The 14,318-nt window shown below is 71.4% G+C and carries 12 protein-coding genes and 1 tRNA gene; 7 read left to right on the forward strand and 6 right to left on the reverse strand.

Annotated elements, in window-relative coordinates; genetic code table 11:
* Window positions 1-9 precede the first annotated feature (9 nt).
* The 5 genes from ACIP2X_RS20350 (at window position 10) to ACIP2X_RS20370 (ending at window position 6,987) form a co-directional block, all read left to right on the forward strand.
* Window positions 10-1,905, forward strand: coding sequence for a copper resistance CopC/CopD family protein (locus tag ACIP2X_RS20350; protein ID WP_401674867.1), 1,896 nt, complete (start codon window positions 10-12; stop codon window positions 1,903-1,905).
* Between the two features lie 7 nt (window positions 1,906-1,912).
* Entirely contained in the window at window positions 1,913-3,235 is a 1,323-nt protein-coding gene (gene efeB / locus ACIP2X_RS20355) for an iron uptake transporter deferrochelatase/peroxidase subunit (protein ID WP_401674870.1), read from the forward strand.
* A 110-nt stretch (window positions 3,236-3,345) separates the two neighbouring features.
* Window positions 3,346-4,278, forward strand: a complete 933-nt coding sequence (gene pheA / locus ACIP2X_RS20360) for a prephenate dehydratase (RefSeq protein WP_401674873.1) — start codon at window positions 3,346-3,348, stop codon at window positions 4,276-4,278.
* 538 nt (window positions 4,279-4,816) lie between these two features.
* Complete coding sequence (gene serS / locus ACIP2X_RS20365; protein ID WP_401674876.1) at window positions 4,817-6,094, forward strand: serine--tRNA ligase; 1,278 nt, start codon at window positions 4,817-4,819, stop codon at window positions 6,092-6,094.
* A complete protein-coding gene (locus ACIP2X_RS20370; RefSeq protein ID WP_401674879.1) occupies window positions 6,091-6,987 on the forward strand; it encodes an HAD family hydrolase in 897 nt (298 codons plus the stop codon). Before serS ends, ACIP2X_RS20370 begins: the two co-directional genes overlap by 4 nt.
* 189 nt (window positions 6,988-7,176) lie before the next feature.
* Here the strand turns inward: ACIP2X_RS20370 and ACIP2X_RS20375 are convergent.
* The 6 genes from ACIP2X_RS20375 to ACIP2X_RS20400 all read right to left on the reverse strand — a co-directional run bounded on the left by ACIP2X_RS20375 (window position 7,177) and on the right by ACIP2X_RS20400 (window position 11,468).
* Window positions 7,177-7,264, reverse strand: a tRNA-Ser gene (locus ACIP2X_RS20375).
* A 270-nt stretch (window positions 7,265-7,534) separates the two neighbouring features.
* Window positions 7,535-7,831: a hypothetical protein gene (locus ACIP2X_RS20380; protein WP_401674881.1), complete on the reverse strand. Its 297-nt coding sequence runs from the start codon at window positions 7,829-7,831 to the stop codon at window positions 7,535-7,537.
* A 98-nt stretch (window positions 7,832-7,929) separates the two neighbouring features.
* A complete protein-coding gene (locus ACIP2X_RS20385; protein ID WP_401674883.1) occupies window positions 7,930-8,649 on the reverse strand; it encodes an ABC transporter permease subunit in 720 nt (239 codons plus the stop codon).
* An 11-nt stretch (window positions 8,650-8,660) separates the two neighbouring features.
* Window positions 8,661-9,572 (reverse strand): ABC transporter ATP-binding protein, encoded by a 912-nt coding sequence (locus ACIP2X_RS20390; protein ID WP_401674886.1) that lies wholly within the window; start codon window positions 9,570-9,572, stop codon window positions 8,661-8,663.
* The gene (locus ACIP2X_RS20395) at window positions 9,569-10,477 is read right to left on the reverse strand and encodes an ABC transporter permease (protein WP_401674889.1); all 909 of its coding nucleotides are present in this window, start codon (window positions 10,475-10,477) and stop codon (window positions 9,569-9,571) included. The genes ACIP2X_RS20390 and ACIP2X_RS20395 overlap by 4 nt, the downstream gene beginning before the upstream one ends.
* A complete protein-coding gene (locus ACIP2X_RS20400; protein WP_401675811.1) occupies window positions 10,467-11,468 on the reverse strand; it encodes an ABC transporter ATP-binding protein in 1,002 nt (333 codons plus the stop codon). Before ACIP2X_RS20400 ends, ACIP2X_RS20395 begins: the two co-directional genes overlap by 11 nt.
* 248 nt (window positions 11,469-11,716) lie before the next feature.
* Here ACIP2X_RS20400 and ACIP2X_RS20405 point away from each other — a divergent pair, with 248 nt between their 5' ends.
* Window positions 11,717-12,559, forward strand: a complete 843-nt coding sequence (locus ACIP2X_RS20405; protein ID WP_401674891.1) for a M24 family metallopeptidase — start codon at window positions 11,717-11,719, stop codon at window positions 12,557-12,559.
* A gap of 2 nt (window positions 12,560-12,561) precedes the next feature.
* A complete protein-coding gene (locus tag ACIP2X_RS20410; protein ID WP_401674893.1) occupies window positions 12,562-14,313 on the forward strand; it encodes an SDR family oxidoreductase in 1,752 nt (583 codons plus the stop codon).
* Window positions 14,314-14,318 lie beyond the last annotated feature (5 nt).

Below are 14,318 nucleotides of genomic sequence, written 5' to 3' on the forward strand. Positions count from 1 at the left end.
GGGACCACCTTGACACCGACCATCGCCCCCCGCTTCCGGAGCCTCGTGCTGCTGCTCCTGGCCGCCGCCGGGCTGCTGCTCGGCGGCGCCGGCACCGCCTCCGCGCATGCCGCGCTGACCGGCAGCGACCCCCGGCAGGGGGCGGTGGTCGACAAGGCCCCGGCACAGGTCTCGCTCACCTTCTCCGAGGCGGTCTCGCTCTCCGACGACTCGCTCCAGGTCCTCGACCCCCAGGGCGAACGTGCCGACACGGGCGAGGCCGACAACGTCAGCGGGACGACGTACGCCGTGAAGCTGCACTCGGGGCTGCCCGACGGCACCTACACGGTGGCCTATCAGGTCGTGTCCGCCGACAGCCATCCCATCTCCGGCGCCTACACCTTCTCCATCGGCGCTCCCTCGTCGACCTCCGTCTCGGTGGCGGACCGGACCGCCGGCGGCGGGGTCGTGGGGTGGCTGTACGGGATCGGGCGGTACGTGTCCTACGCCGGATTCATCGTGCTGGCCGGCGGGGCCGCCTTCGTGCTGGCCTGCTGGCCGCGCGGCGCGGGGGTGCGGGCCGTGCAGCGGCTCGTCGTCTCGGGCTGGGTGACGCTCACGGCGGCGACGCTGGGCCTGCTGCTGCTGCGCGGCGCGTACACGCGGTCCGGCTCGCTCGGCGACGCCTTCGACCTCGATCTGCTCGGGCAGGTGCTCCAGACCAAGACCGGCGCGGCGCTCGTCTCCCGGCTGCTGCTGCTCGCCGCGGCGGCGCTGTTCATCGCCGTGCTGTTCGGGGCGTACGAGAAGCGGGACGACGACGAGAAGCGGGATCTGACGTTCGGGCTGGCGCTCGGCGGGAGTGTCGTGGCCGTGGGGATCGCCGCGTCCTGGGCGATGGCCGAGCACGCCTCGAGCGGGCTCCAGCCGGGGATCGCGATGCCGGTCGACGTCCTCCATCTGCTGGCGGTCGCGGCGTGGCTGGGTGGGCTCGCCGCGCTGCTGGTGTCCCTGTACCGGGCGCCGGCGCAGACGCCGCTGGAGGCCGCCGCGGTACGGCGCTTCTCCCAGGTCGCCTTCGGCAGCGTGATCACGCTGGTCGTCACCGGCCTCTACCAGTCGTGGCGGCAGGTCGGCTCCTGGTCCGCGCTCACCGGCACGCGGTACGGGCAACTGCTGCTGGTCAAGGTGGCGCTCGTGGTGCTGCTGGTCGGGGTGGCGTGGATCTCGCGGCGGTGGACCGGGCAGCTCGTGGACACCGTGGTCGCCGGTGCCGCGGGCCGCAAGCGGGAGCGGGAGGGCGCCAAGGCCACGGCGTCGTCGCGGTCCGCCGGTTCCGGGGACTCCAAGCGGGCCGCACAGCTCGCGCGGCAGCGGGCCGCCGTGGACACCGCCCGGCAGAAGCGGGAGCGCGACGCCGATCCGCACCGTTTCGGACTGCGCCGCTCGGTGCTGGCCGAGGCGGGCGTCGCGGTGGTCCTGCTCGCGGTGACGACCGCGCTGACGTCCACCGAGCCCGGACGCACCGTGGAGGAGGCCGAGGCTGCTGCCGCCTCCTCGTCGTCCGCCGCGGCCTCCACCACCGGCGTGGTCACGCTGGACATCCCCTTCGACACCGGCGGCTCCGACGGCAAGGGCGTCGTCCGGATCGACATCGACCCCGCGCGGGTCGGCGGCAACGAGATGCACGTCTACGTGCAGCGCCCCAACGGGCGGGCCTTCGACATCCCCGAGGTGAAGGTCGCCTTCACCCTGAAGGCCAAGAACGTCGGGCCGCTGCCCGTCGTCCCCGACCACATCACCACCGGACACTGGTCGGCGAGCGGAGTGCAGATCCCCATGGCGGGCGAATGGGAGATCGCCGTGACCGTGCGCACCTCCGACATCGACCAGGTGACCGTCTCCAAGAACGCGCAGATCGGCTGAACGACCCATGGCTGAGCAGATGGCCGACCACACGACCGACCGGCCCGTCCCGCCGACGCGTGCCGACGAGGCGCCGGTGCCCGGCACCGTCCCCGCGGACGCGCCCCCCGGCGGGGGCATCTCGCGGCGGGCGCTGCTCGGTACCGCCGGCGCCACCGGTCTCGTCCTCGGTGCGGCGGGCGGTGCCGCCGGCTACGCGGCCGCGCCCGCGCAGGCGACGCCGCTCACCTCGCTGGGCGCCGATCAGGTGATGTTTCACGGGAAACATCAGCCCGGCATCACGACCCCGATGCAGGCGCGCGGCCACCTCCTCGCCTTCGACCTCGCCGCCGGCGCCGGCCGCAAGGAGGCCGCCGCACTGCTGCGCCGCTGGTCGGAGACGGCCCGGCGGCTGATGGCGGGCGAGCCCGCGAAGGACGGCGACACGGGTGTGGCGCTGGACGCCGGACCCTCGTCGCTGACGATGACCTTCGGGTTCGGGCACAGCTTCTTCGGCCGCACGGGCCTGGAGAAGCAGCGCCCCGTCGCCCTCGATCCGCTGCCCGCCTTCTCCTCCGACCAGCTCGACACGGCTCGGGGCGAGGGCGACCTGTGGGTGCAGATCGGCGCCGACGACGCCCTGGTCGCCTTCCACGCCCTGCGCGCGATCCAGCGGGACGCGGGCGGTGCCGCCCGGGTCCGGTGGCAGATGAACGGCTTCAACCGGTCGCCGGGGGCCACGGCCCACCCCATGACGGCGCGCAATCTCATGGGCCAGGTCGACGGGACACGCAACCCGAAGCCCGCGGAGCCCGACTTCGATCGGCGGATCTTCGTGCCGGAGTCGGGGGCGGCCGACCCGGCCTGGATGGCGGGCGGCTCCTATGCCGTCGTACGGCGCATCCGCATGCTCCTCGACGACTGGGAGCAGCTCTCGCTCCGGGAGCAGGAGGACGTCATCGGGCGGCGCAAGGCGGACGGGGCACCGCTGTCGGGCGGGACCGAGACGACCGCGATGGACCTGGAGAGGACGGACGCCGAGGGCAACCTGGTGGTCCCGATCAACGCGCACGCGCGGATCAGCCGGCCCGACCAGAACGGGGGTGCGGCGATGCTGCGGCGCCCGTTCTCGTTCCACGACGGCATCGACGGCGACGGGGTCCCGGACGCCGGGCTGCTGTTCATCTGCTGGCAGGCGGACCCCTTGCGCGGGTTCGTGACCGTGCAGCGGAAGCTGGACCGGGGGGACGCGCTGTCGCGGTTCGTGCGGCACGAGGCGAGCGGGCTGTTCGCCGTGCCGGGCGGGGCGGCGGAGGGGGAGTACGTGGGGCAGAAGCTGCTGGAGGGGTGAGCGGGCGGCGTCAGGGCCGAGGGGGTCGGCGGGGCGCCGGCGTTCACTCACCGGAGGGGCGTCCGTGAGACGCGTGAGCCGGGTGCGCGGAGGCCCATTAGGGTGAGGACATGCCAGCGAGCTATGCGTATCTCGGCCCCGAGGGCACCTTCACCGAAGTCGCTCTGCGCACGCTGCCGGAGGCGGCGACCCGCCAGCTGATCCCCTACGTGTCCGTGCAGTCCGCGCTGGACGCGGTGCGCGGGGGCGAGGCCGAGGCCGCGTTCGTGCCGATCGAGAACTCCGTCGAGGGCGGCATCACCACGACCCTCGACGAGCTGGTCGCGGGCAAGCCCCTGATGATCTACCGCGAGGTGCTGCTGTCGATCACCTTCGCGCTCCTCGTCAGGCCGGGCACCTCCCTGTCGGACATCAAGACGGTCTCCGCGCATCCGGCGGCCCAGCCGCAGGTGCGCAACTGGCTGCGCACGAACCTGCCCGACGCGACCTGGGAGTCGGCCGCCTCGAACGCGGACGCCGCCCGGCTGGTCCAGGAGGGCCGGTACGACGCCGCCTTCGCGGGCGAGTTCGCGGCCGCCCGGTACGGCCTGACGGCCCTGGAGACCGGGATCCACGACGCGGAGAACGCGCAGACCCGCTTCGTACTGGTCGGACGCCCCGCCCGGCCCGCGGCGCCGACCGGTGCGGACAAGACGTCCGTCGTGCTGTGGCAGCGCGACGACCACCCCGGCGGGCTGCGCGACCTGCTCGGCGAGTTCGCCGCCCGGGGCGTCAACCTGATGCTGCTCCAGTCCCGGCCGACCGGCGCCGGCATCGGCAACTACTGCTTCTGCATCGACGCCGAGGGGCACATCTCCGACCGCCGGGTCGCCGAGACCCTCATGGGACTCAAGCGGATCTGCCTCCAGGTGCGGTACCTCGGCTCGTACCCTCGTGCGGACATGTCACCGGCGGACGTGGGGGCTCCGCTTCCCGGGACGTCGGACGACGAGTTCACCTCGGCGGCGGACTGGGTGGCCCGCTGCCAGGACGGCCGGTTCTAGCCGGTACCGTTGGTCGACCTGCATATTTTAGTTATCCACAGGCGTTATCCACAGGTCCGCATCTCGACCTGGGGACAAGTCGACAGCAAGGTGTGACCCTGTCGACAAATCGCCCTACGGGGACCCTCGGTGTCCACCGGCCCGCAGGTCACCCTTCGTCCACTCTTTTCCTTGGGTCAACCCTTTGGGGCGACGCACCTCCACTCGAAAGTGGACGTAAGGGAGGTTTGCCATGGGAATCCAAAGTTCCGGCAAGATCCTTCGGATTGATCAATTCCGAATCCACAGATCTCCCACACAGCCTGTGGATAACTTTTCCGGGGGCGTGGATTCCTGTGGACAACCCGGGCCCCAAGCCCCGTTCCCCACAAGGAAATCCGGTCAACCGTCCGCCCGACGGCTGCCTCGATCAAGGGATCACGAAGATCTTTATTGACGAGGGCGTACAACAGCGGGCAATTGCCGCATAGCGGAGCGTAATCCGCAGTACGGAATAGTGAGTCGTGAGCGCTCACCCCGCACCGGTAGCCTGGTGCGCGTGATTGACCTTCGCCTGCTCCGTGAGGACCCCGACCGTGTGCGCGCCTCCCAGCGCGCCCGTGGAGAGGACGTCGCGCTCGTCGACGCTCTCCTGTCTGCCGACGAGCGGCGCAGGTCGTCCGGCGTCAGCTTCGACGAGTTGCGCAACGAGCAGAAGGGCCTCGGCAAGCTCATCGGCAAGGCCTCCGGTGACGAGAAGGCCGAGCTGCTGAAGCGGGCGAGCCAGCTCGCCGCCGACGTCAAGGCGGCCGACGCCGAGCGCGACGCGGCCGACACCGAGACCCAGGAGCTGCTCCAGCGGCTCGGCAACCTCGTCCACCCCGACGTACCCGTCGGCGGCGAGGAGGACTTCGTCACCCTGGAGACGCACGGCACCATCCGCGACTTCGGCGCCGAGGGCTTCGAGCCGCGGGACCACCTGGAACTCGGCCAGATCCTCGGCGCGATCGACGTCGAGCGCGGCGCGAAGGTCTCGGGCTCGCGTTTCTACTTCCTGACGGGCGTCGGCGCCCTGCTGGAGCTGGCCCTGGTGAACGCCGCGATGGCCCAGGCCACGGCGGCCGGCTTCACCCCGATGCTCACCCCGGCACTCGTCCGCCCGCAGTCGATGGCCGGCACCGGCTTCCTCGGCCAGGCCGCCCAGGACGTCTACCACCTCGCGGCCGACGACCTCTATCTCGTCGGCACCTCCGAGGTCCCGCTCGCGGCCTACCACATGGACGAGATCCTCGACGCGGACAAGCTCCCGCTGCGCTACGCGGGCTTCTCGCCCTGCTTCCGCCGCGAGGCCGGCTCGCACGGCAAGGACACCCGGGGCATCTTCCGCGTGCACCAGTTCGACAAGGTCGAGATGTTCTCCTACGTCGCTCCCGAGGACTCGCAGGCCGAGCACCAGCGGCTGCTGGAGTGGGAGAAGCAGTGGCTGAACTCGCTGGAGCTGCCGTACCGCGTGATCGACGTGGCCTCCGGTGACCTGGGCGCCTCGGCCTCGCGCAAGTTCGACTGCGAGGCGTGGATCCCGACGCAGGGCAAGTACCGCGAGCTGACCTCGACCTCGGACTGCACCGAGTTCCAGTCCCGCCGGCTGTCGATCCGCGTCCGCGAGGACAAGAAGGTGCGCCCGCTGGCCACCCTCAACGGCACCCTGTGCGCCGTACCGCGCACGATCGTCGCGATCCTGGAGAACCACCAGCAGGCCGACGGCTCCGTGCGGGTGCCCGAGGTGCTGCGTCCGTTCCTGGGCGGCCGGGAGGTCCTGGAACCGGTGGCCAGGTGAGCGACACGGCCTCCGCCACCGGGTTCCCCTACCGGCTGCTCGCCACCGACCTCGACGGCACCCTGCTGCGGTCCGACGAGTCGGTCTCGGGACGCACCCGCGAGGCGCTCACCGCGGCCACCGCGGCGGGCGCCGCGCACATCGTCGTCACCGGACGCGCGGTCCCGTGGACCCGGCACATCCTCGACGACCTCGGCTACACCGGCCTCGCCGTCTGCGGCCAGGGCGCGCAGGTCTACGACGCCGGCGAGCACCGCCTGCTGACGTCGGTGACGCTGGACCGGCAGCTGGCGGGGGTGGCCCTGGCCAAGATAGAGGCCGAGGTCGGTCCGCTGTATCTGGCGGCGAGCCGCGACGGCCTGGACGGCGAGGTGCTGGTCGGGCCGGGCTACGCGCTCCACGGCGGCCTGCCGGCGACGCCCTTCACGGAGGCGGCGGACCTCTGGTCGGCGCCGCTGAACAAGATCTACATCCAGCATCCGACGCTCGGCGACGACGAGCTCGCGGCGGTGGCCCAGCGGGCCGCCGGCGGGTTCGTGAGCGTCACCATGGCGGGCCAGGGCATAGTCGAGCTCCTCCCCCTCGGCCTCTCCAAGGCGACGGGGCTCTCGCTGGCGGCCCGGCGTCTGGGTATGAAGGCCGCGGACACCATCGCCTTCGGCGACATGCCCAACGACATCCCGATGTTCGCCTGGGCGGCGCGGGGTGTGGCCATGGCCAACGCGCACGAGGAACTGCGGGCCGTGGCCGACGAGGTGACCGCGTCCAACGAGGAGGACGGGATCGCGGTCGTGGTGGAACGGTTGCTGGCGGAGGCCTCTTCGGTCCGAGAGGCGGAGGCTCCCGTCCGACAGGACGAGGCTCCGGCCCGACAGACGTCGTCTTCGGTCTGACAGAGGTCGCCTTCGGCCTGACAGGCGTCGTCTTCGGCCCCGCAGGCGGAGCTCCGGTCCCTCCGGTGGAGGCTCCGGCCTGAGCATCGACTGCTGGCCGGTGTGCGTGTCGGTGGCGTCGAGGGGACTCAGGTCGCCTCGGCGCGAGGCGGCTCGGTGGTGGTCCGGCCGGGTGCCGGTTCGGTGTCGCGGAGGATGCACGGATCGAACGTGCGCGGGCTGGTGAGGCCCGACCACGGCTTAGCAAGCCGGTGCCTTACCACTCGGCCAATCCTCCGGGTGGGCGGCCCACGCGAGAGCGACATCGCGTGCTCGAAGCGGCCGCCCCGGGCAGCTCCCCGTGCGGGGCGGGCTCGGCGGAGCGGTGGCGACTACTCCGGAACCCGCCGCAGGCTGCCCTGACGGGAGCGGGACGTACTGCCGTGCAGGGACATCGTCCGGCTCCTCTCCCAGTACGTGGCGCCGGATCGATCCGGCGTCGGGGACACAACCACTCTGCCCTCACGGCGAGTTGGACGCCACCGATTAAAGGGGCCGCCGGGCCCCGCTACCGGCGGCGCCACCAGCGCCGACGGGCCTTGCTGAAGAACCACCCGGCAGGCGGTTCGTCCGAGCGCCAGGGCTGCGGCTCGGGCTCGTCCCGTCGCCAGCGCTCGGCCAGCATGCGGGCACGGGCCGAGGGCTCGGACGTACCGGCGCCGCGGACGAAGTCCTCGTCCAGGACGAGGTCGTCCCATCCGTCGCCCGCACTCCTCGCGTCGCCGGCCGGTTCGTCCGCGGCGCCCTCGCCCACGTCGCCGCCCGCGCGCCCGCGATCGTCGTGCTGGGGCGTCTCCTCCGTCATGCCGGCACCTCCCCGCCGTGCGTCCCCGTCCGCCCAGTGTGCCCGGAACGAGGTGAGGCCCCCGTCAAGAACCGAGGGCCTCACCTTCCGGGTCCGTGTCACTCCTCGCCGGCGAGCGTCAGCGACCGCAGCTTCTGTCCGGCGTACCAGGTCGCGAGGACGGTGACCACGACCAGCAGCACCGTCGCCGTCGTCAACCCGACGTCCGAGGTGACCAGTTCCCCGTTGCCCACCTTGTGGGCCACGGCCAGCGACCACTGCTGGACGCTGAGCGTGCGCGCGCCGGCCACCAGGGAGCCGAACAGGGCCTCCCAGACCAGCGCGTAGACCAGGCCGAACACCACCGCGTGCCGCGACACCGTGCCCAGCAGCAGGAACAGCGCGGCGTAGGCGATGGAGGCGACCAGCGCGGCCACCGTGTAGGCCACGGCGATCTGCTGGCTGTTGCCGTTCAGGATGAAACCGGCGATCAGCGTGGGCACGGCCGAGAACACCATCGTCACCGCGATGGCCACGATCAGCTTCGTGAAGATGATCGTCGGCCGCTTCACGGGCTTGGACAGCAGGTACACCACCGAGCCGTCGTCGATCTCCGGGCCGATCGCGCCGGTGCCCGCGATGACGCCGATGATCGGCACCATCGTCGCGAGCGCGAGGCCGCCCAGCAGGTCGGCGGCGGTCTGGTCGTCGGCGCCGGCCAGGGCGCGCACGACCACGGAGATCGCGATCAGCAGCAGGGGCAGGGCACCGAGGATGAGGGCACGGCGTCGGCCGAGCAGGGCCCGGTAGGTGAGCCGGGCGACTGTGGGGTCGTACATTCTTCGGCCTCCTACGCCGTGACCAGATACGAGAACACGGACTCGAGGGACTCGTCGGACGGCGAGACCGTCAGCAGACGGATGCCGTGGTCCCGGGCCACCCGCGGCAGCAGTGCGGTGAAGCGGCCGAAGTCGACCGCCTGGATGCGCAAGGCGCCCTCGGTGAGGTCCACTTCGATGCCGGACGTCGACGGGTCGGCGATCAGCGCGGCCGCGAGCGCGCGGTCGTCGCTGGAACGCACCAGGTAGCGGTGCGGCCGGTCCGTCATCAGACGGCGGATCTTGCGGAAGTCACCGCTGGCCGCGTGCCGTCCGGCGACCACGACCTCGATGTGCCAGGCGAGTTGCTCGACCTCCTCGAGGATGTGGGAGGAGAACAGCACCGTGCGGCCCTCGTCGCCCATCCGGCGCAGCAGGTCCATCAGCTGCATGCGCTGGCGGGGGTCCATGCCGTTGAAGGGCTCGTCGAGCAGCAGCAGCGACGGGTCGTGGACCAGGGCGGACGCCATCTTCACGCGCTGGCGCATGCCCTTGGAGTACGTGGCGATCTTGCGGTCCTGCGCGTACTCCATCTCGACCGTCGCCAGCGCCTTCTGGGCCGCCTTGGCGCCCAGGCCGTGCAGCTCGGCGTTGGCGACGACGAACTCGCGGCCGGTGAGGAAGTCGTACATCGCCTCGCGCTCGGGGACGATGCCGATCTGCCGGTAGATCTGCTCGTTGCGCCACACCTGCCGGCCGTCGAGCAGGACGGTGCCGGTGGAGGGGGCCAGGAAGCCGCCCATCATGTTGATCAGCGTGGACTTACCGGCGCCGTTGGGGCCGAGCAGTCCGGTGACGCCGGGGCCGATCGTCATGGTGATGTCGTTGACGGCGACCACGTTGCCGAACCAGCGGGAGACATGGTCGAGGGAGAGCGTGGTCACAGTCCCACCTTCTTGTAGCGGCGCACCAGGAGGCCGTAGCTCGCGGCGATCAGGCCGAGGGTGACGACGACGTAGACGACGCCCTCGGCGTTCGTCGGGCCGACTCCGCCGGGGAATGCCGATTGCGCGCCGAGGAAGGCGGACTGCACTCCGTCGACGAGGGTGATCGGGGAGAAGAGACCGATCCAGGCGATCGACTCCGAGGTGCCCTGCGCGTCCGCGATGGCCTGCAGGGTGGAGACCGCGCCGTAGGAGATGGTCAGCACGGCGATCACGGCCGCGATGCCGAAGCCACGTCGCGGGGTGACCGAGGCGATCACCAGGCCGATGCCGGCGAAGAGCAGTGAGAGCAGTGCCACGGAGACGAGTCCCTGTGCGAATCCCTTGGTCTGGTCGGCGAAGTCGAGCTTGGCCAGCAGCGCGCCCACGTAGAGGACGAGCAGCGGGGCGGCGGTCAGGATGAACATCGCCGAGGCCAGCGCCGCGAACTTGGCGCGCACGTAGTCCGCGGTCTCGATCGGCCGCGAGAAGTACAGCGGCACGGTCTTGAAGCGCAGGTCGCGCGAGACGGACTGGGGTGCCTGCGAGGCGATGTACAAGCTGATCACGGCCTGCATGATGATCGCGTAGCGCGTGTACTCCACGGGCAGGTCGTTGGCCTTGGTGGCGACCGCGACGGCGACCATGATGGCCGCGGGCACGCACATCACCACGAACAGCAGCATCGGCAGCACCTTGGACTTCACCGAGCGGCCGAGGCCGTAGGAGCCGCGCAGGGACTGCGAGTAGAGGGAGCGCGTCGCGTAGGAGCGGCCGAGGCGGGGGCCGTCGTACGTGCGGTAGCCGATGTTGTGGATACGGGTCTGGTCACCCGGCGCCGTGGGTACGGGCTGCTCAACCGCCATGGCGGACCGCCTCCTTCCGCTGCTCGTCGGTGCCGGTGCCGGTGTCCGTGTCCGTGCCGGTGTCCGTGCCGTTCGTGAAGACCTCGGAGATCTGGTGCCTGCGCTGTTCCATGCGCACCAGGCCCAGACCGAGGTCGGCGACCGTGTCCCGGACCACGTCGTAGGTCTCCTCGCCCTGCGCGGTGAGGAGCAGGACATGGCCCGCTCCGGGCAGTCCGCTGCCGGCGGCGACGGTCACCCCGCGCGCCTGGAGGGCGTCGCGCACCGCGCTGGTGCCGTCCGGGTGCTCGTCGGTGTCGGTGACCTCGAGGGCGAGGGTCGTCGTGGTCTGCGTGAAGTCCGTGGTGGAGCTGGAGCGCAGGAGCTTGCCGCCGTCGACCACGACCACGTGGTCGCAGGTGCGCTCCAGCTCGCCCAGCAGGTGCGAGGTGACCAGCACGGAGATGCCGAAGTCGGTGTGGATCCGGCGGATCAGGCCGAGCATCTCGTCGCGGCCGACCGGGTCGAGGCCGTTCGTGGGCTCGTCGAGGAAGACCAGCTGCGGGTCGTGGACCAGGGCCTGCGCCAGCTTGACGCGCTGCTTCATGCCCGTCGAGTAGCCGCCGATGGGGCGGTAGCGCTCCTCGTACAGGCCGACGTGGCGCAGCGTGTCCGCGGTGCGCTCGCGCGCGGCGGTGGGCGGCAGGCCGGACATGCGCGCCATGTGGACGACGAACTCGGTGGCCGAGACGTCGGGCGGCAGACAGTCGTGCTCCGGCATGTACCCCACGCGCTCGCGGATGGCGGCGCCCTTCGTGGCGACATCGAGTCCGAGCACTTCGGCTCGGCCCTCGGTGGCGGGGGACAGACCCAGCAGGATCTTGATCAGTGTGGACTTGCCGGCTCCATTGGCTCCGACGAGTCCGGTCACACCGGGCCCGACGTCCACGGAGAGCCGGTCAAGCGCGGTCACCCGGGGGAACCGCTTGCTCAGGCTTTCGGTCGCGATCACAGTCACGTCCACGACGGTAGTGAGGAGCGCCCCGCAAGTCGTCAGACCCCAGAGCAGTCTTCACGTCACTCTCGAGTATTACGGGACCCTGAGGGTCACCCTGAAGGTCGAACCGCACGTCACGAGTTGTCCACATCCGTGCGGTCGTCCACAGGCCGACACGGGCCTATTGACGCAGCCTCTAACAACTGTCACATTCACCGGTGTCAAGTTACGAGCACGTACCGCAACCGGTGGGACGGGGTGCCATGGCGACGGCAGTGACCGGTCAACGCTCGGCGGAGCTGCGCGGGTTCCGCAGAGTGCAGCGCCTCGCCTACGAGTGCGCGGAGGCCGTGGCCGCCCAGCTGAAGCCGGGCGTGACCGAGCGTGAGGCGGCGCGGATGCAGCGCGAGTGGCTGCGCGAGCGGGGGGTGCGGGACTGGTTCCATCTGCCGTTCGCCTGGTTCGGCGACCGCACGGCCTTCACGGACTTCCGCGTCCCGCTGCAGTTCTTCCCCACGAACAGGCGGCTGGAGCCGGGGATGCCGTTCATCCTCGACATGGCACCGGTGTTCGAGGGTCACACGGCGGACATCGGCTACTCGGGCTCGCTCGGCATCAACCCCGTGCAGAACAGGCTGATGGCGGACCTGGAGGCACATCGTGAGCTGATCCTGCGCGAGGTGCGTGAGCGTCGCTCGCTCCGGGAGATCTACGAGGACGTGGACCGCCTCATGGTCCGCCAGGGCTACGCCAACCGGCATCGCGCGTACCCCTTCGGGGTCATCGCCCACAAGGTGGACCGGGTGCGCGAGCGCCGCTGGTCACCGCGCCTGTTCGGATTCGGCACCCAGTCCCTCAAGGGGCTCGTCGGTGACGCGCTGCACGGCCACCGCGAGGGCTGGTCCCCGCTCTGGTCGCCGTACCGCTTCTCGGACCACCCGCCGCGGCCGGGCCTGTGGGCGGTCGAACCCCATCTGGGCTTCCGGGGCACGGGCGCGAAGTTCGAGGAGATCCTCGTCGTCACGGATTCCAGGGACCCCGAGGAGAGCGCGTTCTGGCTGGACGACGATCTGCCGCACGTGCGGCGCTGGGCGGAGGAGAAGTGACCATGCTTGCAGGCGCGCGGGAGCGCCGGGTGCGCACGGGCGGGGTCGAGCTGTGCGTGGCCGAGCTGGGTGATCCGGAGCAGCCGACGGTCGTGCTGGTGCACGGCTTCCCGGACAGCAAGGAGGTCTGGTCCGAGGTCGCGAACCGCCTCGCCGCCCGCTTCCACGTCGTGCTGTACGACGTCCGGGGCCACGGCGGGTCGACGGCGCCGCGACCGCTGCGCGGCGGCTTCACGCTGGAGAAGCTTACCGACGACTTCCTGGCGGTCGTGGACGCGGTGAGCCCGGACCGACCGGTGCATCTGGTGGGGCACGACTGGGGGTCGGTGCAGTCCTGGGAGTTCGTCACGGTCCGGCGCACCGAGGGCCGGATCGCCTCGTTCACCTCGATGTCCGGCCCGTCCCTGGACCACCTCGGGCACTGGATCAAGCAGCGGATCAAGCGCCCCACCCCGCGCCGGGTCGGCCAGCTGCTCGGCCAGGGGGCCAGGTCCTGGTACGTGTACCTGCTGCACACGCCGGTCCTGCCGGAACTGGCCTGGCGCGGGCCCCTCGGCACGCACTGGCCGCGCATCCTGGAGCTGATGGAGAGAGTCCCCGGTGACGGCTATCCGACCTCGTCGCTGCGCACGGACGCCGCGCACGGGGCGTGGCTGTACCGCGACAACGTACGACGCCGGCTGAACAGGCCCCGCCCGGACGCCTACGCGCACGCGCCCGTGCAGCTCGTCACCCCCCAGGGCGACGCGTTTCTCTCCGAGCGGCTCCACGACGAACTGGAGCGGTGGGCTCCCCAGCTGACCCGGCGGACCCTGCCCGCCCGGCACTGGATCCCGCGCAGCCGCCCGGACCAGCTGGCGGCCTGGATCGAGGAGTTCGTGATCGCCAACGAGGGAGGCAGGCCGGTGATCGAGGCGACGGGCCGGCACGCGGACCGTTTCGGCGGGCAGCTCGTGCTGGTCACGGGCGCCGGCAGCGGCATCGGAAGGGCCACGGCGTTCGCGTTCGCGGAGGCCGGCGCCCGGGTGGTCGCCGTCGACCGGGACGCGGAGGGAGCGGCCAGGACCGCCGAGATGTCCCGTCTGATCGGGGCGCCGCAGTCCTGGGCCGAGACCGTCGACGTCTCCGACGAGCAGGCGATGGAGAAGCTCGCGGAGAAGGTCGCGACCGAGTACGGCGTCGTGGACGTGCTGGTGAACAACGCCGGGATCGGCCTGTCCGGAGCCTTCCTGGACACCACCTCGGAGGACTGGCGCAAGGTCCTGGACGTCAATCTGTGGGGCGTGATCCACGGCTGCCGGCTCTTCGGCCGCCAGATGGCCGAGCGCGGGCAGGGCGGCCACATCGTCAACACCGCGTCGGCGGCGGCGTACCAGCCCTCGCGGGTGCTGCCCGCGTACAGCACCTCCAAGGCCGCCGTGCTGATGCTGAGCGAATGCCTGCGCGCCGAACTCGCGGGGCAGGGCATCGGCGTCACCGCGATATGCCCCGGCATCGTCAACACCAACATCACCTCGACGGCGCGCTTCGCCGGCGTGGACGCGGCGGAGGAGAAGCGGCGCCGGCAGCGGACCGCGCGACTGTACGGGATGCGGAACTATCCGCCGGAGAAGGTCGCCGAGGCGATCCTGCGGGCCGTCGTGCGCAACGAGGCGGTGGTGCCCGTGACGCCGGAGGCCCGTGGCGCCCACCTGATGTCGCGCTTCCTGCCGGGGGCGCTGCGCAGGATCGCCCGGGTGGAACCGCGGTTGTGAGGGGA

The sequence above is a fragment of the Streptomyces sp. NPDC089424 genome, assembly GCF_044749345.1.
GTDB lineage: Bacteria > Actinomycetota > Actinomycetes > Streptomycetales > Streptomycetaceae > Streptomyces.

Bases quoted from the DNA above. Each gene is read 5' to 3' on its own strand.
- pheA (WP_401674873.1), top strand. From the start codon at position 3,346: ATGCCAGCGAGCTATGCGTATCTCGGCCCCGAGGGCACCTTCACCGAA.
- ACIP2X_RS20395 (WP_401674889.1), bottom strand. From the start codon at position 10,477: ATGGCGGTTGAGCAGCCCGTACCCACGGCGCCGGGTGACCAGACCCGT.
- ACIP2X_RS20385 (WP_401674883.1), bottom strand. From the start codon at position 8,649: ATGTACGACCCCACAGTCGCCCGGCTCACCTACCGGGCCCTGCTCGGC.
- efeB (WP_401674870.1), top strand. From the start codon at position 1,913: ATGGCTGAGCAGATGGCCGACCACACGACCGACCGGCCCGTCCCGCCG.
- ACIP2X_RS20410 (WP_401674893.1), top strand. From the start codon at position 12,562: ATGCTTGCAGGCGCGCGGGAGCGCCGGGTGCGCACGGGCGGGGTCGAG.
- ACIP2X_RS20405 (WP_401674891.1), top strand. From the start codon at position 11,717: ATGGCGACGGCAGTGACCGGTCAACGCTCGGCGGAGCTGCGCGGGTTC.
- ACIP2X_RS20380 (WP_401674881.1), bottom strand. From the start codon at position 7,831: ATGACGGAGGAGACGCCCCAGCACGACGATCGCGGGCGCGCGGGCGGC.